The sequence below is a fragment of the Shewanella algidipiscicola genome (assembly GCF_900380485.1).
GTDB classification, from domain to species: Bacteria; Pseudomonadota; Gammaproteobacteria; order Enterobacterales; family Shewanellaceae; genus Shewanella; species Shewanella algidipiscicola.
In genome coordinates, this window is record NZ_OXJV01000001.1 from 586730 (window position 1) to 609137 (window position 22408).

Annotated in this window: 17 protein-coding genes; 4 read left to right on the top strand and 13 right to left on the bottom strand. The window is 46.6% G+C overall.

The window, feature by feature from the left end; all coding sequences use genetic code 11:
- Positions 1–773: 773 nt before the first annotated feature.
- Both DN599_RS02630 and DN599_RS02635 read right to left on the bottom strand, forming a co-directional pair.
- Entirely contained in the window at positions 774–1709 is a 936-nt protein-coding gene (locus DN599_RS02630; RefSeq protein ID WP_110456092.1) for a class I SAM-dependent methyltransferase, read from the bottom strand.
- Positions 1710–1729: 20 nt separating this feature from the next.
- Entirely contained in the window at positions 1730–2815 is a 1086-nt protein-coding gene (locus DN599_RS02635) for an AI-2E family transporter (protein WP_110456093.1), read from the bottom strand.
- A gap of 494 nt (positions 2816–3309) precedes the next feature.
- On the opposite strand from DN599_RS02635, the gene DN599_RS02640 reads away from it, so the two are divergent.
- Positions 3310–4230 (top strand): TIGR01777 family oxidoreductase, encoded by a 921-nt coding sequence (locus tag DN599_RS02640; RefSeq protein WP_110456766.1) that lies wholly within the window; start codon positions 3310–3312, stop codon positions 4228–4230.
- A gap of 145 nt (positions 4231–4375) precedes the next feature.
- On the opposite strand, the gene DN599_RS02650 is transcribed toward DN599_RS02640, so the two are convergent.
- Positions 4376–6826: an ABC transporter permease gene (locus DN599_RS02650; RefSeq protein WP_110456095.1), complete on the bottom strand. Its 2451-nt coding sequence runs from the start codon at positions 6824–6826 to the stop codon at positions 4376–4378.
- The gene (locus tag DN599_RS02655) at positions 6826–7563 is read right to left on the bottom strand and encodes an ABC transporter ATP-binding protein (protein WP_110456096.1); all 738 of its coding nucleotides are present in this window, start codon (positions 7561–7563) and stop codon (positions 6826–6828) included. The genes DN599_RS02650 and DN599_RS02655 overlap by 1 nt, the downstream gene beginning before the upstream one ends.
- A gap of 58 nt (positions 7564–7621) precedes the next feature.
- Between DN599_RS02655 and DN599_RS02660 the strand changes: the two genes are divergently transcribed.
- Positions 7622–8191 (top strand): arylesterase, encoded by a 570-nt coding sequence (locus DN599_RS02660; protein WP_110456767.1) that lies wholly within the window; start codon positions 7622–7624, stop codon positions 8189–8191.
- Positions 8192–8545: 354 nt separating this feature from the next.
- Here DN599_RS02660 and sohB read toward each other — a convergent pair whose 3' ends face one another.
- Positions 8546–9577: a protease SohB gene (gene sohB, locus DN599_RS02665; RefSeq protein WP_110456097.1), complete on the bottom strand. Its 1032-nt coding sequence runs from the start codon at positions 9575–9577 to the stop codon at positions 8546–8548.
- Positions 9578–9707: 130 nt separating this feature from the next.
- Positions 9708–12206 (bottom strand): VolA/Pla-1 family phospholipase, encoded by a 2499-nt coding sequence (locus DN599_RS02670; protein WP_110456098.1) that lies wholly within the window; start codon positions 12204–12206, stop codon positions 9708–9710.
- Between the two features lie 260 nt (positions 12207–12466).
- On the opposite strand from DN599_RS02670, the gene DN599_RS02675 reads away from it, so the two are divergent.
- Positions 12467–13204, top strand: coding sequence for a YciK family oxidoreductase (locus tag DN599_RS02675; protein WP_110456099.1), 738 nt, complete (start codon positions 12467–12469; stop codon positions 13202–13204).
- A gap of 68 nt (positions 13205–13272) precedes the next feature.
- Here the strand turns inward: DN599_RS02675 and fabB are convergent, their stop codons facing one another.
- The gene (gene fabB, locus DN599_RS02680; protein ID WP_110456100.1) at positions 13273–14484 is read right to left on the bottom strand and encodes a beta-ketoacyl-ACP synthase I; all 1212 of its coding nucleotides are present in this window, start codon (positions 14482–14484) and stop codon (positions 13273–13275) included.
- A 103-nt stretch (positions 14485–14587) separates the two neighbouring features.
- Between fabB and mnmC1 the strand changes: the two genes are divergently transcribed.
- Positions 14588–16594, top strand: a complete 2007-nt coding sequence (gene mnmC1, locus DN599_RS02685) for an FAD-dependent 5-carboxymethylaminomethyl-2-thiouridine(34) oxidoreductase MnmC1 (protein ID WP_110456101.1) — start codon at positions 14588–14590, stop codon at positions 16592–16594.
- A gap of 315 nt (positions 16595–16909) precedes the next feature.
- Here mnmC1 and DN599_RS02690 read toward each other — a convergent pair whose 3' ends face one another.
- The 6 genes from DN599_RS02690 to prmB form a co-directional block, all read right to left on the bottom strand.
- On the bottom strand, positions 16910–17446 hold the full coding sequence (locus tag DN599_RS02690; protein ID WP_110456102.1) for an RNA methyltransferase: 537 nt from the start codon (positions 17444–17446) through the stop codon (positions 16910–16912).
- A 2-nt stretch (positions 17447–17448) separates the two neighbouring features.
- The gene (locus tag DN599_RS02695) at positions 17449–17730 is read right to left on the bottom strand and encodes a YfcL family protein (RefSeq protein WP_110456103.1); all 282 of its coding nucleotides are present in this window, start codon (positions 17728–17730) and stop codon (positions 17449–17451) included.
- 38 nt (positions 17731–17768) lie between these two features.
- Entirely contained in the window at positions 17769–18899 is a 1131-nt protein-coding gene (locus DN599_RS02700) for an ATP-NAD kinase family protein (RefSeq protein ID WP_110456104.1), read from the bottom strand.
- A 51-nt stretch (positions 18900–18950) separates the two neighbouring features.
- Complete coding sequence (locus DN599_RS02705) at positions 18951–20126, bottom strand: MFS transporter (protein ID WP_110456105.1); 1176 nt, start codon at positions 20124–20126, stop codon at positions 18951–18953.
- A gap of 88 nt (positions 20127–20214) precedes the next feature.
- On the bottom strand, positions 20215–21309 hold the full coding sequence (aroC, locus tag DN599_RS02710; RefSeq protein ID WP_110456106.1) for a chorismate synthase: 1095 nt from the start codon (positions 21307–21309) through the stop codon (positions 20215–20217).
- Between the two features lie 97 nt (positions 21310–21406).
- The gene (prmB, locus tag DN599_RS02715) at positions 21407–22351 is read right to left on the bottom strand and encodes a 50S ribosomal protein L3 N(5)-glutamine methyltransferase (RefSeq protein ID WP_110456107.1); all 945 of its coding nucleotides are present in this window, start codon (positions 22349–22351) and stop codon (positions 21407–21409) included.
- Between the last annotated feature and the right edge of the window lie 57 nt (positions 22352–22408).

A 22408-nucleotide genomic window follows, 5' to 3' on the forward strand; every position in this document is an offset into this window, starting at 1 on the left:
TAACACCTCATATTTTTGGTTCATTATAACTCTATGAAGTGTCTATTGTTCTAGGGGCTTACCAATGCCTTGATGTTTGAGACGGTGCATTTCTAGTTTTTGATTTATTAACCGTATTAGATTTCGACGTCCCTGATATCCATAAGTACCCAATATAGATAGCAATCGCTCCTAAAAAATATTCCATTATCTTTCCTTATGCGTAAAAGGGAGAGCCATCAAGTTGAATTCCTCATTATTTTAATTACTTATACGTGTTTAACCAGTAGCTACACTGGAAGAATATACTCTTAGTGAAATATAAGGCAAACACTTCAAGTGAAAAACGCTAGGGTAAAACGAGCTAAATGAAAGGAGATCGTGGGTGTGAAGTAACAGAGTATTTATATAAAGGGTTAAAACAGCTTATGACTAAATTTATCGCAGCGGAGTCCCATATAATTATGGTAAATAGTATACACACTTTTCAGCATACTATCGTATGTACTATTTAAAGTTAGCCTTAGTTATTGTAAGTAATGGTTAAATTATTGCATTAACCTATATCGTATCTACTTAGTATATTTTAAGGGGTTATACCGCACAGATGTACAGGACCAACTATTTAATGAAATATCAGCACTAAAAACGCACTGCTTATGATGCTAACGTGCAGCCCCATGTGTCATATAGCTCATCGGTGCTGCTGGAGTATTTAATCTGTTAAACAACAGAGCAATAAGCGAAGCAAGGCTGCGGCGTAATGCCGCAGCCTTCAATGAAGATGATATAAATTATACCGTTACGGTAGAATCCATATCTCTTTTATGCTGATAGCGCAGTACCTTAAGGGCTTTATTGGGATCTTTATCGCAATACACTTCAGGGTTAGCCAACTGTTCAATAAAGATTAAATCAGGACTATGCTCTGCCACCTGCTGCATCAAAAAGTCGATATCCAGTTCAGGTGCATTGAGACACAGTAAAATGTCCCCCTGTTCGGCCAAGAGACTTGGAAGGCGCCGTAATAATCTGGCGTAATCTTTTGTTGCTACGAAACTACCACGCTGATTACTCGGCGGATCGGCAATAATAAGATCATAAGGCCCAAATTTGGTTAGCTTACCCCATGACTTAAAAATATCATGGCCTAAAAATCGAGCGCCATGAGCCAAGCCATTGTGCAGATGGTTTTGCTTACCAATACTCAGCGCCCCCTTACTCATGTCAATATTGACGACTTCATCGGCACCACCTTGCAGTGCCATAACAGAAAAGCCACAAGTATAAGCGAATAAGTTCAATACCTTGCACTGCTTAGCATGTTGTTTAACCCATGCCCTACCCGCTCGCATATCGAGAAATAAGCCATGATTTTGCCCTCTTAACAAATGCACCTGAAATTGCGCACCGTTTTCCGTGACATAATGGGGTTCGGGTACTGCACCTTGAAGCAGTTGGGTTTCTGTCTGGCCACCACAGCGATGTTGAAATACCAAGTTAAGGGGGTCTTGCCCTTTAAGTTGCAGCCAACGCTGAGTGATTGCCGTTGTTAATACATTAATTTCATCCTCATCAACAGCCTTAAAGCTGGTCAAAAGTAATACCGGAGGAAACCAATCTAAACATAGGTGCTCACACCCTGCGAACATACCACCACGACCATGAAAAAGGCGCTCAGCATCATCACCTAAAGTAACGTGTTGCAATGCTTGTACAAATAATTGCATTAAAATTTATAACCCTATAATTAAGCCTGACTTTCGCTGTCAGTCACTGTTTCATCTGTGGCGACACCAGCCACTTCATCAACCTTATCGGCCAACAATATGGCTAACCAGCCACCACTCTTACTCGACTCGAGTGCAATCTTAACAATCATAGTCAGGGGCACAGATAACAACATGCCAACCGAACCTAATAACCATCCCCAAAAAATTAATGATAGAAATACCACCAAGGTCGACAATCCGAGTCCACGCCCCATATATTTAGGTTCCACCACATTGCCCATCACCATATTGGTCCCTAAATAGAGCAGTGCGGTTCCACCAGCCGCGGCGGGGCCTATTTGAATAAATGCCAGTAATACTGCAGGGATCGCCGCGATGATCGAGCCAATATTTGGAATATAGTTAAACAAGAATGCGACAACGGCCCACAGCAGCGCATAATCAACGCCCATCACAGCCAAGCCTATTCCGACTATGGCACCAGTGCCGAGGCTAACCAAAGTTTTAATCACCATATATTGATTAACAGAGTGCAGAAATTTATCGATCTGCTTTAAGCGCATGTCAGGATCATCTAAAGCAAAGTGTAACTTTTTAGGTAAGTTTTCCGCTTCGGACAACATAAAGACGACGGTTAAGATGATTAAAAACAGGTTAGCCATCACCCCACCGACGCTAGACAACATATTGGTCGTCATCGACAACGCCACACCCGGATCAAAGTAAGCCAAAATTTGTTCACGTGACAAGTCGATATTAAAGGTGTGTAATTTAGTCAATATCCAAGCGAATTGTTCAACTAACTGATCGCGATATTGGGGTAATTGACGTGAAAATTCGTTAATAGAACTCCCCACTAATGAGGTCATCCAAAGCCCCATCAGCACGATAAAAATCATCATAAAGAAAACCGCAATCGGCCTCGGGATCTTAAATCGAGTCATACCATTAATGGCAGGATTACAGATAGCCGCAATAAAAGCCGATAATACAAAAGGCACGACAATCGGACTTGCCGCCTTCATTCCAGCTAATATCACCACAATAAAAGCCATAATGGCAAAGCCCTTAAATGCAACACCTTGGTTTTCAAATCGAGCCATCTACATAATATCCTTATGAATAAACTATAAAATAATCGTGTGATACGTGTGGGATACCACTACATGGTAATGGGTTACCTAACGCTATCGTCACTCATCCACTGACTCCACTCATCTTAAACCACATGTTCAAACCTTGATTTTACCGTGATGGAGTAAATTATCGCATGATTATCAAAAAAATCATCGCTTTGGTTGCCACTATCACCATAGCAGAAACAGCCTTGTATCGCTTAATAAGACAAGGATACAGGCTGAATCAGCCTTAACATATAATCATCCGAATGCAGAGCTCAATCAGACTCACAGACCAGGTCCTCTTCTGATTAACCCAACCGTACGAATAAGCAGCAGGTTTTTCTAATCAAGTGCCAAGCTCTACCATCTATTTGTTATCTGCCAAGATGAGAGTCGATTAAATATTAACAATATAATGATCCTAACTAGGATAGTTAGTGTATATTTTTGATAACGTAGAAAAAAGTGGAGCGACTATGAAAATACTCATCACTGGAGGCACAGGCTTTATCGGGCGGCAGCTGGTTAACGCATTAAGTGCCGATAATGACATCACCATATTGACTCGCTCCGCGGGGAAGGCCCATCTCGAACTGGGGCGTCAGCACCGGCTCTTAGGTAATCTCAGTGCATTATCTTCGCTAGATGGATTCGATGCTGTGATTAACCTTGCGGGAGAGCCTATTGCCGACAAGCGTTGGACCTTAGAGCAAAAACAAAAAATTTGTCACAGCCGCTGGGATATCACCGCAAGGCTGAGCCAACTGTTTAACGCCAGCCAACATCCACCGTCAGTTTTTATTAGTGGCTCGGCTATTGGTATCTATGGCAATCACGATGACCACACCTTAATTGATGAAAGTTTTGATTTAACTCAGCATAATGATGCCAGCCATACGGATTTTGCTCATCGGGTTTGCACTCGCTGGGAAGCACTGGCACTTGAGGCGGCCAACAGCACGCGCGTGTGTATTGTTCGTATTGGTTTAGTGCTTGGCCTTAACGGCGGCGCACTAAAAAAGATGTTACTGCCTTTTAAAATGGGCGGGGGAGGCATTATCGGCTCAGGCAAACAAGGCATGAGCTGGATACATCAAGCCGATTTAGTGGGACTCATCCTTTTCTTACTTCATAATGATAAGTGCAGTGGCATTTTTAACGGCACCGCACCCAACCCGGTCAGTAATAAAGACTTTACCAAAGCGCTTGGCAAAGCACTGCATAGACCGACCTTTTTACCTATGCCAGCGATGGCGCTGAATATCGCCTTAGGTGAGTTATCACAGCTGTTACTTGAGGGGCAATATGTTTACCCTAACCGTGCATTAGAAGCAGGTTATCAGTTTACATACCCACAACTGTCAGAGGCATTAGCGGCATTAATGCAAAATCAATAAGGATTGGGTGAAGCCAGTAAACATAGATGTGTAACTCATGTTTGCTGCTAAACTCGTCTTTTCATCGCGCAAAATGACATAGTGCAAGCCATCGCGATTAATCAAGAGGCCGGCCCCTTTATGGGTCACTGGCCTCTGTTGTTTATTAAGCTTTAAGTAACTCACCACACGACTTTTGCAGTAACTGCCGGCAACGCCATGTGCCGAGCAGAGCCACAATAACGGCGCCAGACAGTGGCGCTAATATCCACCAATCCCAATGCATATACACAACGAGCTCAAACACTTGGGTCTTTAACAGATACAAGGTGAATTCGGCCACAACCACAGCCATCACCCCAGCTATTAGCCCTAATAAGGCAAATTCAAGTGCGGTCGCCATGCGCAATAACCAGCCCGATGCGCCAAACGTCCTTAATACGGCGAGTTCGCGTTGGCGCGTTGCCATGCCCGCTTCCGTTTGTGCCACCATCACTAAACTGCTCGCAAGTAACACCAGTACCAGCACTAAGGTCAGCGATAACGACACTTGGTCGATGATCTCACGCAACTGCTTAACCATGGCGCCCACATCAATAATCGACACGGTTGGAAAGCGTTTAATCAACTCAAGCACCAGATGTTTTTGGTTGTCTTCAAGATAAAAGCTAGCCATGGAGGTATATGCAAAGGGCGCTAACGCCTCTTGGGTAAAAATCATAAAAAAGTTGGGTTGTAGGGTTTCCCAGTGCACCGCACGTATACTGGCAATGTTCACCGTGAGCCTTTGATTGTCTATTTCAAAAGTTAATGCATCGCCTAAATCAACGCCCAAACGTTCTGCGACGCCTGATTCAATTGATACCTCATCACTGGCTTGATTAAATGTGCCCGATAATAGATCGTTATTTGGGGGTAAATTGTCACGCCAGGTCAGATTGAGCTCTCTTGAAATCCCCACTCTACCCTCATTACCCGCATCGGCTTGATCCGATGAAATCAAGTCTTCGCCATTGATCTGCACCAAACGTCCACGGATCACAGGATAAATATCGGTGGCCTTAATCGCATTTAGGCTAAAGTAGTCATTAAGGGGTTGCTGTTCATCGGGAGCGATATTGACTAAAAAGTAATTAGGTGACCCCTCCGGCAGTTGCTTTTGCCACTCATCGAGCAGGTCTTGGCGCAACGCAATTATCGTTAACAAGAGTACTAATGCACTACTAAATCCCACCAATTGTACCGCATTTTGCTTCGCTCGACGGCGCAGACCTGCTAGTGCCAATTGCATCGGATTAGTGGTTTTCATGCCGACGCTATGACCTGCACTGATAAGCACAAAACCAAATAGGCTCAACAGTATTCCTAACAACAATACACCGGCAACAACCGTCATGGTCAGGGCGAGACTTTGCGAATACAGATAACCTAACAAAGCCATGGCACCGACACTCAAAAGCAGGTGTAGCCACATACCAAACTGCACGCCTTCAAGTTGTCGCTGTAACACCCTCAATGGCGGTATGGATAACAAACGCATCAACGGATAAGCCGAAAACATAAACGCCGAAATGAGTCCAGTCGCCACACCCAATAACAGTGGCCGAGCCAATGGCGCATCATATTCGGCAATAGCTTGGGGTAAATAAGCGGTTAACATCGCATCAAGTGCGAGTCCACCGAGTAGCCCTAAAATAATGCCAAGACTGGTGACAAGTAAGAGATGAACACCAAATAGCACTCGAATTTGCAGACTCGATGCGCCGAAGGTTTTCAGCATGGCGACGACGTCAAAATGGCGCTGACAATAGCGCTGAGCCGCGATACCAATAGCGGCGCAGGCCAGTGCGATACCCAGTAAACTGGCCAAAAGCAAAAATCGCTCGGCCCGCTTCACCGCACTGGCAATGGGAGAATCGCCCGATTGCACATCGACCCAACGCTGGCTGTTATTAAGCAGTGGTTTAACGGCCTCTTCGAACACGGCAAGCTTATCGGCATCGCCCGCAAACTGATGAATATAACTGACTCGACTGCCCGGTTGAATCACCCCGGTTTTCACCACGTCGTCAAGACGCATCAATACCACAGGTGACGAAGCAAAAGGGTTGAAACCAGCATCAGGTAAACGCGCAATCTCGGCGCCAAGGCGAAATTCCGCATTACCAATCTCAAGTGAGCTGGGGGAATTTAATATGCCACCCAGACGCGTCTCATACCATAAGGTGTCGGCTGGCGGTAAGGTATGGGTCACGCCATCGACTAACTCAATTTGGCCTTTTAATGGGTATTTAGAGTCTACCGCACGGACGGTTACCAGCTGAAAATTGTCGTTAGCATACACCATAGAATTGAACTGCATGCTCTGAGCATGCGCGAGCCCTAAGTTGCTCGCTATGGTTAAAATCTCACTGTCGATGGGCGTTGGCGAATTGATAATACGGTCGGCGGCAATAAATTTAGACGCCTGCCCATTGATGGCAATTTGTAATCGCTCGCTTACCCTTGCAAGCCCTGTCACCGATAATACGGCCAGAGTAATGGCTAAGATAATCAGCAGGAGTTGGCCCTGAAACAGCTCGCGCTTAAATAACTTCCATGCAATGCGCATCTCCATTAACTTGCCTCCATCGATGCCAATTTACCTGACTCATGGGGATCGGATTGCAGCGTGTCATCTGGCTCAGTTAACAGCCCTGCTTGCATAATAAATTGACGCTCACAGCGATTAGCCAACTGCAGATCATGGGTAACCAATATCAAGGTCGTATCACTATCACGGTTGAGTTCGAATAACATATCCGCGACCTTGTCGCTGTTAGCCCCATCGAGATTCCCCGTAGGCTCATCGGCAAACAGCACCTTAGGCTCGCAGATAAATGCCCGCGCAATCGCGACACGTTGCTGCTCTCCCCCCGATAATTGGTTAGGAAAATGGGTTAAACGATGACTTAAACCAACGCGATCGAGCATAGCTTCGGCTTTTTCACGGGCACACTCAACTCCCGATAACTCGGCAGGCAACATCACATTTTCTAATGCGTTAAGAGTATCCACTAGCATAAATGATTGAAAGATAAAGCTAACCTTTTCCTTCCTCAGTCTCGCCTTACCTTCTTCATCAAGGCCATGCAGTGCCTCACCATCGAGGAATATCTCTCCAGACGTTGGTGAGTCCAATGCCGCCAGTAACCCAAGCAAGGTCGATTTACCCGATCCTGAGGGGCCAAGGATCGCCACACTTTCGCCTAACTTGACATCCATGTTGATGCCGTTGAGGATAGTAAGCTCTCCCTCTTGGGTAGCCACTGACTTAATGAGATTATTTACCGTGATAGCGCTATTATCTGACATAAAATCCTTATTCATCCTTCGCTTAAATGTTGTGTTGCGACTGCTTGGTCTCGGTCTGATGCTCAATATGCTTCCAGTCCATGCTAACCCAATCTTGATACTAGGTGATAGCCTAAGCGCAAGTTATGGCATGGAACAAGACCAGGGCTGGGTTCATCTGTTACAACAAAAAATGCCAGATACAACCATAGTCAATGGCTCTGTCAGCGGAGAAACCTCCGCTGGTGGCCTTCGTCGACTACCGGGACTGCTTAAGTCGGTTCAACCCAAATTGGTGCTTATCGAACTTGGTGGTAACGACGGTCTGCGCGGTTTTTCACCCAAGCAGCTAAAAACCAATCTTGCCGAAATGATCCGCCTGAGTAAACAAGCAGGCGCTAAAGTCCTGTTAAGTGAAGTCATGGTACCACCTAACTATGGGCCACGTTATGCCCAAATATTTACTCAAGTTTATCAAGACTTAGCTAAAGAGCATCAAGTGACTTTAATGCCCTTTTTTATGACAGATATTGCCATACACCCCGACCTCATGCAGGCCGATGGTATCCATCCTAACCAAGCTGCTCAAGCTCAGATAGCCGATTTTGTTCAGCCTTGGCTCTTAGATACGCAGCCTACGCCGCTTTAGGATCAATCATTTCACTGTGGCTTGCATTGGCATTAAAGACTACGCCTTAAAGAACCAAGCCACAGCTTTGTAGTCAATAAAATCTGCTGTTGCCATTAAAGAGCACGGAACACTATGTGTGAGTGGATAGCTATAAGCCATTAAAATACAGCAACTTATTTGTCGCATGGATATCCTCCCAAACAACAAACTCTCTCTACTGCCTATTTTAACGTTAAATGCTTTAGCACAAGGCAATGATGATTAAGCTCGGTATAAGCCAAAGGCTATAACGCGTTTTAGGTCAAACAGGACATTAAGACAATAAAAAACCCGCTAAAAAGCGGGTTTAAACATTGACCTATACACTAGCGATTAACTCATAGGTTGGTTTTTTTCAGCCATACGATTAAAAACAGCATTCACACAAAGCGATGCTGCATGAGCAATTTTATCTGCCAGCTTTTTCTTCAATCGATAACGCACTTTAATCACGGTTTTATCTTTAGCCAGATCCATAATCACATCATCGCTAGTGGATAACGCATCGATGAGTCCTAATGCAATGGCTTGCTGGCCATACCAATGCTCACCCGTTGCCACCTTATCAAGATCTAACTGGGGTCGATATTTGGCGATAAAATCTTTAAATAATACATGAGTTTCTTCTAACTCTTGTTGAAACTTTTCACGGCCTTCGTCAGTGTTTTCACCAAAAAGGGTCAAAGTTCGTTTAAAGTCGCCCGCAGTGTGTTGCTCATAATCGATATCGTGCTTTTTCAGTAATCGATTAAAATTAGGGATCTGAGCCACCACACCAATGGAGCCCACAATCGCAAACGGAGCCGCGTAAATCTTATCGGCAACGCACGCCATCATGTAGCCACCACTCGCGGCCACTTTATCCACACAGATAGTAAGAGGGATATTTGCACTGCGCAATCGATCAAGCTGACTCGATGCCAAACCGTAACCGTGGACCATACCGCCACCACTTTCAACGTTCACCACCACCTCATCGCCCGCTTCGGCGATGGTTAAAATAGCACTAATCTCCTCACGTAGTGATGCAACTTCACTGGCATCAAGGCTGCCTTTAAAGTCGATAACAAAGACTTTAGGTTCTACAGGGGTATCCTGGTGGCTTTTCTCCGCCTTCTCTTTTGCTTTCTCTTGCGCCTTACATTGCTTCTCGTAAGCCTTAAACTGCTTCTTTGACAACAACTCTTCTTTTAAATCGTGTTTTAACGACTGTAACTCTTCAGACAAATTAGTGAGGTTTAACTCCCCTTTATCCGCTTTCTGTTTAATCGCAGACGCCAATATCACTACCACTACCGCAATAATGGCAATAACTATGGTTACTGCCTTGGCAAGGAATAATCCATACTCGTACAAAAATTCCAAAATCAACTCCGTTTAAGGCTCTGTCGCTACACTAAAAATGTGGCGGTTATTCTATCAGTACTACTTTGAATAACAAATGCAGTAATAAAAAAACCCAGCATTTGCTGGGTTTTTTTCAATTATCTAACGGCTATTGGGCGATGCCCACACAAGGCTGGACTACAGACGAATCTCTGATCGAGACAGTAGCCTGCTGTTTACCCGCAGTTAATGCAAAGGTGGCCACTTGTTGCTGCATTTCTGCCGTCGCAGCAGCCGCTTTACCATCTGTGACACCTGGGATCTCACTTGGGCTGACGATAGAGCTATGATGACCTTTACTAAAGCGCACCGCGCCTGAGCCTTGAATCGTGCTATCGACGCATTCAAGACCTAGGTTGGCAATCAACGGCTCTGTACCTGATACAGGGAAGTTCTCAACTGCGTTAGGCAACACCTGATCCGGTAAATTGCTCTCATCCCCCGTCACTTCAATCAAATGGACAGGTAAACCACTCGCCTTTAGCGCAGCGGCGTGGTTAATGGGATCGGCGCCATCAACTACGGTTTGCACCGCAAAGGCAAATGTCGGTATAAATTGACCATACACGGTTTTGACCAAAGCCAGATATTCATCGCTACCTGGCTCATAACCAGCGGTATTAGCCGCATCGACTAACGCTTGGAATGTCTCATTGGCAGTAATGTTCGCAAACAGCACAGGACCAAAAGTCGCTGAACCAATGAAAGTTCCGGCAAATCCCCCCGAAGGCGCAACTAGCGAAACGGCATTGAGTTTATGTACATAGCTTAAATCCATGCCATTAGGATGAGTCAAGCCCGAACTGGCATAAGTGGCAAAGTCAGTTCCCACTATGGCACCTAAACTCAGGCCTTGGGCACTAATTTGCGTAATATCAAACATCTGTGGTGCCTGAGCAGCGGCAAGCCCACCCGCTAAACCAGTAAGCGCGGCGCGCAATCCTAAATGGTCAACAGTTGCTTGTCTGAAATTATCACGTACCGATAAGGTACTGTTGATATTGATAAAGACCAGTGGATCACCTTTGGCAAAAGCATCAGGTGTACCAACGACGGCGCCAAAAGAGGGATCAGTGGCTGACACCTCATAGGTACCATCACCATTGGCATCAAATGACCGTGCACCATGTAGCGGCATATCGATGGCTATAGTCGCAACTCCCATGGCAGCATAACTCCCGGCATAGGCAAGTGACATCTCTTTACCACCACCTAAACCATGCATAGCGATCGTTGTCGGCCAACCAGCAGTCGGCGCAGTAAAAGTCTGCCCTTGATCGGCATAAAACGCAGCCAATCGATCTGCATTTGGCATAGAGATCAACACGGGGACCGTTTCACGGCCTGTCGGCGCTGGAATGGGGTTAAACTTAGTCAAATGCTTGGCTTTATCGGCAGCCGTACCATCATCGAGCAGCCACGTTTTGCCTGCAAGCAACGCTGGATTACCTAACGCTTGGCTCGGATCGATACCCTGTGCTACCGCTTGCGCGCCAAAGTTTTGTTGGCTCATGGTGCCAGATTGAAGCGCTAACAGCACAGAGACTGGGCTGTCACCAACGGCTTTCCAATAACCATCAATCCCATTACAGAACGCCGAATTACAACTACCGTAAGTCGGTAATGACAACTCGGCAACATACACATCCGCCAGACTCGACGCCACATAAGCCAGACCGTCAGCAGGCGTTAAGCCTGCTGCTTGGGCAACTGTTAATCCTAGCGGGTGTGGCTTGGGGACAGTAATGGAGGGCGCATAAGGCGAGCCTTCTTGTAGCATCAATAACTTGGTCGTCTCATAAACATCACTGATCGCTTGTGTAGTAAACAAAGCTGAGTAACTGATACTCGAAGAGTCAACACCATGGGCCGCTGCAATGCCTTTTTCGTAACTATTGACTAAACCTTGCAACATTAACTGCTCAGGCGTCTCTAAGGGCTTAGTTTCAATATCGAGCTTTAATAAGCCATAAGTCGAAGACGGCGCAAGCGCACGACCCTCTGAATCTTGAATAAGATTAGTCGTAGCATAAATATAAGATTGGTTTGCTTTAAGTGGTTTAAGCGGAATAACCGCAATGGTGCTACCCGATGTGGTCGTCACAAAATCAACACCAAATTGCAGCTCATCACCCACTTTACAGGCAGATGCTGATGCCGCAGCTTGGCATTCTGGATCGTTTGAGAGTGGTCCTCCGACCGTCGCTTCAAACAATCGCACCGCGCCTGGCTGAGCAACAGAGGCGGCATCTAAAGTCAGTGCCGCGCCATCATTATTAGTTGCCAGAGCAACATTAATCGAAATTGGCGATGTGGTAGACCACCCATCTAATGCGCCAATGGCGATGGTGGCATCGGTATAATCACCATTAGCCTCACTTGGAGCATCGGGATCTGAACTTTTAGGAATAGTGATAGTACCATCAAGTGTGCCGCTAAAAAGCAAATCGTTAGGTAATGGCACAGCACCATTAGCCGGATCAAATACTATCGTGGATTGAGGTGTCAACGGTTCGGTCTTATCAGCCAGTTGATCAACACTATCTTCGCTACAACCTGTCATTCCTAACGCGGATGCTATTGCGACACCCAAAAAGAGTCTTTTCATCTTTTTTCCCCAAATCTTGTTGTAATAATTTTGTTTTCCCCAAAAATTGGTCACAATAGTCTTCCTTGCGTGACCCCTAGGACTTTTTAAGTCCCTATCTCAGCTCAAGTTAACGTAAAATTATTGAGTTAGCTACATCTTTGTCACATTTAAAGCCGGGATAAAAGGTCACAACTTAATCGTTTGTTTTAAACAAGCGTTTTTGACTGTAATAAATCATAGAAATGGCGGGTAATTCCGCTAATAGGAAAAATTAACTCATGTTGGAATATCAGGCAGCAAAAGATTTACTTAAAGATAAAACCATTTTGGTTACTGGTGCAGGTGATGGCATTGGACGCGCAGCTGCACTGGCATACGCTGAGCATGGTGCCACGGTGATCTTATTAGGCAAAACGGTCAAAAAACTTGAAGCCGTGTATGATCAAATTGAACAAGCTGGTTACCCAAAACCTGCAATTGTGCCATTAGATTTGAAAGGCGCCACCGAACAGAACTATATCGATATGGCCGAAACCATCGAACAGCAATTCGGTCACCTAGATGGTTTACTACACAACGCCAGCTTATTAGGTGTATTAGGCCCGTTTGAGCATATCTCACTCGATTCGGTAAGAGATGTACTACAAGTCAATGTGGTCGCCGAGATCATGATGACCAAGGCGTTATTACCCGTGATGAAAAAAGCGCCATCGGCATCTCTCATCTTTACTTCAAGTAGTGTTGGCCGTCAGGGACGTGCATTTTGGGGCGAATATGCTATCTCAAAATTCGCCACCGAAGGCATGATGCAATCCATTGCCCATGAATACCAAGGCACTTCACTGCGCGCCAATAGCATCAACCCAGGGGCGACTCGCACAGGTATGCGCGCCAACGCTTACCCAGCAGAAAACCCACAAACGTTGAAAACCCCAGAAGAGATCATGCCAACCTACTTATACTTAATGGGTGATGACTCTAGTGACATCACAGGCCAACAATTTAACGCTCAGTAGCCTGATTGAAGTATAAAAAAGGGAAGCTTACGCTTCCCTTTTCTGTGCATAAACTATAAAAAAATGCTCTATTTATATTTACGCATCACTAAAGTGGCATTGGTGCCACCAAATCCAAAGCTATTACTCATAATGGTATTTAGCTCTGCTTCACGATATTTAGTCACTATCGGCATATCTTTCGCTTTTTCATCGACGTTGTCGATATTGATGCTCGGCGCGATAAAGCCGCTTTCCATCATAATAAGGCTGTAGATCGCTTCATGAACACCAGCGGCTCCGAGAGCATGGCCCGTCAGTGACTTAGTAGAAGCTATCGGTGGAAGCTTATCACCAAAGGTTTCGGCTAATGCTTCTAGCTCACGCATGTCACCTACTGGCGTCGATGTTCCATGGGTATTGATGTAATCGATAGGAGTATCGACATCAGCAAGTGCCATTTTCATACAACGCACTGCGCCTTCGCCTGATGGCGCAACCATGTCATAACCATCTGATGATGCGCCATAACCCACCACTTCGGCATAAATTTTTGCACCGCGCGCCAGCGCATGCTCAAGCTCTTCAACGACCACGATTCCACCGCCACCAGAGATAACAAAACCATCACGGTCAGCATCATAAGTGCGAGAGGCTTTTTCTGGGCAGTCGTTATACTTAGTCGATAGTGCGCCCATGGCGTCAAAGCCCATAGTCAAAGTCCAATCAACCTCTTCAGCACCACCAGCAAACACCATATCTTGTTTGCCCATCTGAATAAGCTCAACCGCATGTCCAATACAGTGCGCACTGGTAGCGCAAGCCGAGCTAATTGAATAGTTCATGCCTTTAATTTTGAATGGAGTTGCAAGGCAAGCGCTAGCCGTACTCGACATAATACGTGGCACAATATAGGGGCCAACACGCTTAACGCCTTTTTCACGCAGGATATCAGCAGCTTGCACCTGATTGGCCGATGATGCGCCGCCCGTACCAGCGATAATACCAACGCGATGATGTGAGTATTGCTCTTCTGTTAGCCCTGCATCATTAATCGCTTGCTCCATGGCAATGTACGCATAAGCTGCGGCATCGCCCATGAAACGCAGTGCTTTACGATCAATATGTTCTTTCGGGTCTAACTTAATGTCGCCCCAAACATGGCTACGAAGCTTCATTTCTTCAAACTGATCTGAATGGGTGATTCCACTGCGACCTGCTTTGAGTGACTCGGTGACTTCTTGCTTGTTATTACCAATACTTGAAACTATGCCAAGTCCGGTGATCACGACTCTTTTCATTATTTACTGTCCATTCCGTACGTTTAGTACCAATTTTGCTGGGCCAATAGTAGCGCTTTTAACGCAATTAAGTGGTCAGCTTTCCATAAAGGCAGGTAAAATAATGCCTAATATCATCGTCAGAGTAAAATCATTGGCTAACGAACCTGAAAATAAAACCCCAATTTGTGTAAATAAAAGTGTCATTGAATCAATTGTGGCACGTCTTTACCGTACAACACGCCTGCCTATGATGCTAGGTATCATAGGCCCAGGGCTTGAGTGTGTCATCAAACAGTTGTTTAGCCATATCGCCCATACACCTCTACAAAGCCCATTGAGGTTGCACTACTTTATTGCACAGGCGAATGATTTAAGCTCGCTATCGCAGCTATGCCAACCATTTGATGCCATTGTACAGCAGCTTGATGACATCGGCATGTCAGCAGTGGCTGGGTGTCATCGGGTTATTGGCTTCGATGGTGCCTTATCGATAGATGTGCATATTGGCCAAACCATACAAGCATTAAAACAACTCACCAATGCTGAGCAAACCTTTGGCGCTTGGATGTTCAGTAACACCCAAGCCCCTAAATTAGATCACCCGTTAGCATGGCAACTCGCAAGATTATCCGATGATGATGCAAGCGTGATACTGGCGGCCTCGCCTAATGGATCACTCTGTGCCTCGATGCAACAACAGCTGAGTAACGTCACCCAGCTTTGTGGCTTTCGTTTATTACAGTGGCCGTTAGAACCGCTCAGTGAAATGACGCTCCTTAGCCATCCCGATCCGGTCAGTCTCGATATTGCTAAAAAAGAGCGCGCCGCATTACGTTACCAGCAGCAACAAACCTTTGCCTATAATCCACTCAAAAGTGCCACAGAGGGTAATACCGCCATTATCGGCGGTGGGGTGGCCAGTGGCTGTTTGGCCTTATCACTTGCCGAGCGCGGCCAGGCACTGACGCTGTTTTGCATGGATAACGCCCCAGGCCAACAGGCCTCTGGTAATAAACAGGGGGCTATTTATCCGCTACTGACGCCTGAAGATGGCCCCTTGAGCCAGTTTTTTCTGCAAGGATATCTGTTTAGTCGGCAGCGGATTAATACTCTGGTTAAGCAAGGGTATAACATTAATCATGATTTTTGTGGTGTCTTACAAACAGGCCATGATGCTCGCAGTGCCAAGCGCTTGCATAAAATCATCACCGCCAGAGCCTGGGCCGACGCCATCGCCAAGCCTCTGACTGGCGCCCAAGCCAGTGCTATCGCAGGGATAGAGATAGGCATAGACGCTATCTATTACCCCTTGGGGGGCTGGGTTAATCCGCAGCAGCTTACCACCGCCGCCATAGAACAAGCCACAACACTGAGTGATGTGACGTGCCACTTTAATACCCAAGTGACCGCCATTGAGCGGCGTAATGAACAGTGGTACATCAACGCACAAGTGGGTAATAAGCAACAAGCGTTTGGGCCATTTGCCAACCTGGTTCTGGCCAATGGTCGCCACTTAACCGATTTCTCACAAACCGCACAACTGCCGATCAGCGGCTTTAGGGGGCAAGTCAGCCATATTCCATCACGCTTTGCGCTTAAAAAGCTCACTACGGTATTGTGCTCTCACGGCTACCTAACGCCTGCCCATGACGAACTGCATTGCACTGGGGCTAGCTATATTAAAGATCCCGACAACCTAGATTACAGTGCAACCGAACAGCTGGATAACTTAGATAAAATACGCACCAGCTACCAAGCAGACTGGACTCAAGATGTCGATATTAGCGGCCATAGCGCCCGCGTGGGCGTGCGTATGGTGACCCGAGATCACGCCCCTATGATGGGCTGCGCGCCAGATTATGATGCCATCATCGACACCTACCAAACCCAGCAGCACACCAAATCGAGTGCGCAGTATTGGCAACATACCCAGGCACCGATCCACGATGGACTCTTTATATTAGGGGGGTTGGGTTCGCGCGGTCTGACCTCGGGCCCATTAGCGGCAGAGCTGCTAGCGGCGCAAATGTGCGGCGAATTGATCCCGATCACGACACCCATTTTAGGCTTGTTGAACCCTAACCGTATGTGGATGAGAAAATTAATCAAGGGCAAAGCTCTGATGTGAAATCAGGTTACTTAATGTAAGTAAATAAAGTAAGAATGGTGGTGACGGGGTAAGCAGCTGATATTATTGGATATATTTTTGGTGAATAGTAACAGCAATGGATTACGTAAGGCTAAATAAGCTTGCTATGCAACATGGCTAACATAAAACAGATAGGGCCTAAGTTAACAATTAAGGTGAACGATTAAGCGTGTGCAAAAAGTTAAATCACCCAAACGCTATGTTACCCTTTGCCTATCAACTTCTAACGCAGCAACCTCTTGCCCTATGCCGACTAGCGTTGGTCATAGGGCGAAGGTTGAGAATGAGCTTAGCTTATAACGTGGCGCTGGTTGTCACTTTGACGCGATTATTGGTATCGCGACTTTGACGGATCAACTCATCGCTGCCAGTGGGCTCACCTTTAGCTAACCTGTCGTATAACAGCACATTGACTGACGATGCTAAGTTCATACACCCCACAGTGGGCATATAAACTACCGCATCGGCGCGATCAATCAAATACTGATCAATCGTGCCATCTTCGGGGCCAAACAGATAGATGGCCTTATCAGGGTGCTGAAATTCAGGCAGCGGAATAGCCCCTTCGACTAAATCAACGCAGATCACTTGTGTATCGGCATCAAGCCCCTCAAGCAGACATTCGACACCCGTTAAGGGGATCGTTAATCCCGCCCCTTTGGTATCGGTATTGTATTGCTCACCACGATGCTTGGCTGCTAGTGCATAACGTTTACCCGTATAAGTGACGGCATCGGCGCGGTAACAGCCTGCAGCGCGCATAACGCCACCCACATTAGTGGGGCTTTTAGGATTAACTAACCCTATCGTCACAAACGAATCGCATGGCATGATTACTGGGCTTCCAAGGTGGCAATTTTTTCGCTTAATTCATTCCAAGCACCTTGCACTAATAAAAAGTCGGCTGGCGCGAGCTCCGTTTTAGCGGTTTCCAAACAAACCTGCATCTTGTCATCTAGTGCTTGATGGTCTTGCTCTGCTTGAGCTTCTAACTGCGACAACACCACGGCAAAATGGCCTTGTAAATAACCACTGGCAAACAATTGATCGTCATCGCCCTGCGCTACTTTTGTTGCAATCCATTGATCTAATGCTTGTTCGTACTGCTCTAACATGGTTTCTCCAATCAATTAACAGCGTATTGCCGCTTAACTTATCTTGAGACAAGATCAGGGTTAGCCACCTGATACATGACATAATCACGGTATCCCGTGACGACTTTATAATAGCCGCACAATTCAGCGTCGAGTTCTGGGTCGCCACTATCCACAATTAAGGGGCGTCCTTCAAGTGCTTTTAGTTTAGTTTTTGTGGCTAAGATAATAATATTCTCTTTACCAACGGCGCGGATAAGCCGACTCGACAACTGTTGGTTGCCTCGGCCTAAAATATGGCCTTGTCCACCAATAAGGGTGATCACCAATTTACATTGCCTATCTTGGGTCAATTCAAGCAGCTCGTTGGCGGTTAAATCGCTACCAACCAACTGACGGTGCGCGATCACATCGACCCCAAGCAGCGTATTCGCTAAGCCCAGCTCTTGCATAACCGCAGCCACAGTGCTGCCAGAGCCCATGATAAAAAGCTCATCTTCCATCTGATCTATCACTTGGGCAGCAATATCACCAAGCACTAACTCATCAACCTCTCTACCGCCCATTTTTACGGCTTGGATATAGCGTGGCTCGGCTGGAACCAACATCTCACCAAAGCGGCGCGCCTTTACCGTCCCCTGCCGAAAAGCCACTTCGTCAATATCCATCACATCACCCGTCATTAAGCTGACCAACTCACCATCTAATAACAACTTGATCACCATGCCAGAAGCGTGGGGAGTAATACCATAAACGCCCGAGTGTATTTTGACCCCTGCAGGTACGCCGAGCACTGGCAAGGTCTCATCAACCACGGCAAAGATATCCCGAGCGGTACCATCGCCACCCGCAAACAGCAGCAGATCGACCCCAGAGGCTTGTATGGCTCTGACCGCATCTTGGGTATCTCGCGCCTCTGTCTCTACTGCGCTGTGATATGCCACTTGATGGTTAAAGCCCAATTGCAGCGCAACCTCTTCGCCCATAGCACCAGAGGCGGTGATCAGCTCCACTTTATCTCGATAAGGTAAAATCACCTCTAATGCTTGAGCCAGACGCAAATGCGCTTTAGGCTCAGCGCCGCGAGCCATCGCCTCAGCCGCCACGCCATCACTGCCCTTTAAGGCAACACTGCCCCCAAGTCCAGCCAGAGGGTTAATGATAACCCCCAAGCGAAATGTGTTACTCATCAAACACTTCTCCCTGTTTTATACTTTGCACTAATTTGATTGGCTTTCGCCTTAGGCGTTCGCAGTCTTCGGGTTACTCGAATTAAGATTAGGAATACATAATACCGCTAACATAGATAAGCCAGCGCACGCGGCGGCAACCGCCCAACTGAGCCACGCTTGCGAACCATCACCCCAAATAAAGCCACATAACCAGGTGCCCAATGCGCCGCCCACTCCAAAGCTAAGGCTGGCATACAGTGCTTGGCCCTTACTGCGATGACGAATATCAAATTTTTGGTGCACAAACTGAATCGACGCCGCGTGCACTAAGCCAAAGGTAAAGGCATGCAAAAGTTGGCTCACGCCAAGCCAGAACATATTGCCAACACAAAAAGCCATCAATAACCAACGCACAGCACTAAAGCCAACACTGACCACCAATAATGTCTTCACCCCGTAACGCCCCATGAGTCGCGGCGCAAACATAAACATCACAATTTCAGCCAGCACTCCCAGCGCAACATACACGCCAGCGGTGGATTCGCTATAACCGACCTGCTTGAGATACAGCACAAAAAAGCCATAAAAAGGCCCGGCGCTCATTTGCAGTAACAGTGCCGACACCAAAAACCAAAAAATGCCCTTATCGATTTTAAGGGGTTCAACCGAGGTCAGTTTGTCCACCATCACTCGAGTGTTAGGCAGTGACAATGAACAACCCAGCAGACATAAAAACAAGCCCAGCCCGACAAAAGGAAGAATTTCGGTGCCAAAATAGCTGATACCAAAACCCACACTGACCACGAACACCAGATAACCAACACTGCCAAAACTGCGGATTTTACCGTATTTACTGGTGTTTTCGCCCAAGGTTTCTAGCGTGATCACTTCTAACTGCGCCAAAATAGCATTCCAGAAGAAGGTGTAAATACTGAGACTAATAGCAAGGTAGACAAAATCACCGTGGTAGAAAAAGCTTAAAAACGCCACCGCCGAGCAGCCAGCGCCGAGCTTAACCAGTTGACCGCGCATGCCGGTTTTATCGGCGACCATGGCCCATACATTGGGGGCGATAATTCGAGTGGCCATTAGAATCGCCAATAAGAAGCCAATTTCTTGCGCCTCAAAGCCTCGATGTTCGAAAAATACGCCAAGATAAGGGACTAATACCCCGAGAATTGCGAAGAAGAAAAAATAACAAGCGCTGATCCAGCGCAAGGAGTGAAAAGTATCTGCTTGTTGCATGTGTTAGGCTCAATCAACTCATTAATTATCTGATGTACAACAAAAGAAGGCACATACTATGTGCCCTCTTTTACGTCACTGATTGAGATTATCTCATCCCAATAACCGGGGTTTCGCTGTGTACATCGGCATTTTGTGCACGGTGACGTAACAGGTGATCCATAAGAACAATGGCCAACATCGCTTCGGCAATGGGCACGGCGCGGATCCCGACGCACGGGTCGTGTCGTCCTTTGGTCACCACCTCAGACTCTTCACCTTGGACCGTCATGCTCTCGCCCGGCACACTGATGCTGGAGGTGGGCTTCATGGCAATATGGGCCACTATCGGCTGACCTGAGGAGATCCCCCCCAAGATGCCGCCGGCATGATTAGATGCAAAACCTTGAGGTGACATTAAGTCACGATGCTCGGAGCCTTTTTGGTTAACCACCTCAAATCCATCGCCAATCTCGACGCCTTTTACCGCGTTGATCCCCATTAACGCATGCGCAATATCGGCATCGAGCCTATCAAATACAGGCTCACCTAATCCCACCGGCACATTAGTTGCCACCACAGACACCTTAGCCCCAATCGAATCACCACTCTTTTTCAAGTCGCGCATGTAATCATCAAGGGCGACTAACTTATCGGCATCAGGAAAGAAAAACGCATTTTGCTCGACCTGAGCTAAATCGACTTTGTCAGCCTCAATCGGCCCTAACGCACTGAGATAACCGTGAATGTCGATACCATGCACTTGCTTTAAATACTTTTTAGCAACGGCGCCAGCAGCAACACGCATGGCCGTTTCACGTGCCGATGAACGTCCCCCACCGCGGTAATCCCGCAGGCCATATTTTTGCTGATAGGTATAATCGGCATGTCCTGGACGAAACTGATCTTTAATGTTGGAGTAATCTTGACTGCGTTGGTCGGTATTTTGAATCACTAAACCGATCGAGGTGCCTGTGGTTTTCCCTTCAAACACCCCTGAGAGAATTTGCACTTCGTCGGCTTCACGTCGTGCAGTGGTATAGCGAGATGTTCCGGGGCGGCGACGGTCAAGATCCTGTTGCATATCGGCCTCATTGAGCATCAATCCCGGAGGGCATCCGTCAATAATACACCCCAAAGCCTTACCATGGCTTTCACCAAATGTAGTCACTACAAAATTTTGACCAATACTGTTTCCCGACATCTGCTTTATGCACCTCAATGTTGTTAGACGTTTTCAAGCCTAGCCTAATGGTTAATTACCCACTAGGCTGACTTATCCCTAAACCCACAAATGGTTATTATTCACTATCTTTGTAGATGGCGAACAGTGATTCATTTTCAACTAGCTGATCATGAGTCAAAACAAATACCCCATCACCGCCGTTTTCAAAGTTCACCCAGGTAAACGGGACTTCGGGGAATTGCTCGATAAGGTGCACCATAGAATTACCGACTTCAACCACTAACAGGCCATCTTCAGTGAGGTAGTCTAGAGCATTGGCTAGAATACGCTTGGTTAAATCTAGGCCATCTCGCCCCGACGCTAACCCTAGCTCTGGCTCATGATGGTATTCATCTGGCATATCACCAATATCTTCAGCGTCGACATAAGGCGGATTAGAGACGATTAGGTCATATTGTGGCCCTTTAGGAATAGCACTAAAGAGATCCGATTCGATAGGAAAGACTCTATCCATCACGCCTAAGGTTTCAATGTTAATCTGTGCCACTTCTAATGCATCGGCGCTGATATCCAGTGCATCCACTTCGGCGTCTTCAAACTCATAAGCACAAGCGATGGCAATACAAGCACTACCGGTACATAGGTCAAGAATACGGTTAACCGGTTTGTTATAGAGCCAAGGGCTAAAGCGGTTCGCTATCATCTCGGCAATTGGCGAGCGCGGCACTAATACCCGCTCATCGACATAAAACTCAAGCCCTGCGAAATAGGCTTTATTGGTCAGGTAAGGAACAGGTAAACGTTCACGCACGCGACGTATGATCAGCTCAACAATTTTATGCTTTTCACTGCTGGTCAAATTAGAGTGAATGACCTGTTGGCCTATCTCTTCAGGAAGGTGTAGTGCATGAAACACTAATGCAATGGCTTCATCCCATGCGTTGTCGGTCCCGTGACCATAATAGATGTTAGCATCATTAAATCGGCTCACAGCCCAACGTAACATGTCACCTATGGTGCGTAATTCGGTTACCGCTTCATCAACAAAAATCTTATCCAAAACATACTCCAGCTAGATAGTTCGATATCATTGTAACTGAACTCTATTCATATGGCA

Coding starts and splice junctions, on each gene's coding strand:
- DN599_RS02655 (WP_110456096.1), bottom strand. CDS start 7,563: ATGTCAGATAATAGCGCTATCACGGTAAATAATCTCATTAAGTCAGTG.
- mnmC1 (WP_110456101.1), top strand. CDS start 14,588: ATGCCTAATATCATCGTCAGAGTAAAATCATTGGCTAACGAACCTGAA.
- DN599_RS02700 (WP_110456104.1), bottom strand. CDS start 18,899: ATGAGTAACACATTTCGCTTGGGGGTTATCATTAACCCTCTGGCTGGA.
- DN599_RS02670 (WP_110456098.1), bottom strand. CDS start 12,206: ATGAAAAGACTCTTTTTGGGTGTCGCAATAGCATCCGCGTTAGGAATG.
- DN599_RS02660 (WP_110456767.1), top strand. CDS start 7,622: ATGCTCAATATGCTTCCAGTCCATGCTAACCCAATCTTGATACTAGGT.
- DN599_RS02640 (WP_110456766.1), top strand. CDS start 3,310: ATGAAAATACTCATCACTGGAGGCACAGGCTTTATCGGGCGGCAGCTG.
- DN599_RS02635 (WP_110456093.1), bottom strand. CDS start 2,815: ATGGCTCGATTTGAAAACCAAGGTGTTGCATTTAAGGGCTTTGCCATT.
- fabB (WP_110456100.1), bottom strand. CDS start 14,484: ATGAAAAGAGTCGTGATCACCGGACTTGGCATAGTTTCAAGTATTGGT.
- DN599_RS02650 (WP_110456095.1), bottom strand. CDS start 6,826: ATGGAGATGCGCATTGCATGGAAGTTATTTAAGCGCGAGCTGTTTCAG.
- DN599_RS02690 (WP_110456102.1), bottom strand. CDS start 17,446: ATGCCATGCGATTCGTTTGTGACGATAGGGTTAGTTAATCCTAAAAGC.
- DN599_RS02630 (WP_110456092.1), bottom strand. CDS start 1,709: ATGCAATTATTTGTACAAGCATTGCAACACGTTACTTTAGGTGATGAT.
- DN599_RS02705 (WP_110456105.1), bottom strand. CDS start 20,126: ATGCAACAAGCAGATACTTTTCACTCCTTGCGCTGGATCAGCGCTTGT.
- aroC (WP_110456106.1), bottom strand. CDS start 21,309: ATGTCGGGAAACAGTATTGGTCAAAATTTTGTAGTGACTACATTTGGT.
- DN599_RS02695 (WP_110456103.1), bottom strand. CDS start 17,730: ATGTTAGAGCAGTACGAACAAGCATTAGATCAATGGATTGCAACAAAA.
- DN599_RS02675 (WP_110456099.1), top strand. CDS start 12,467: ATGTTGGAATATCAGGCAGCAAAAGATTTACTTAAAGATAAAACCATT.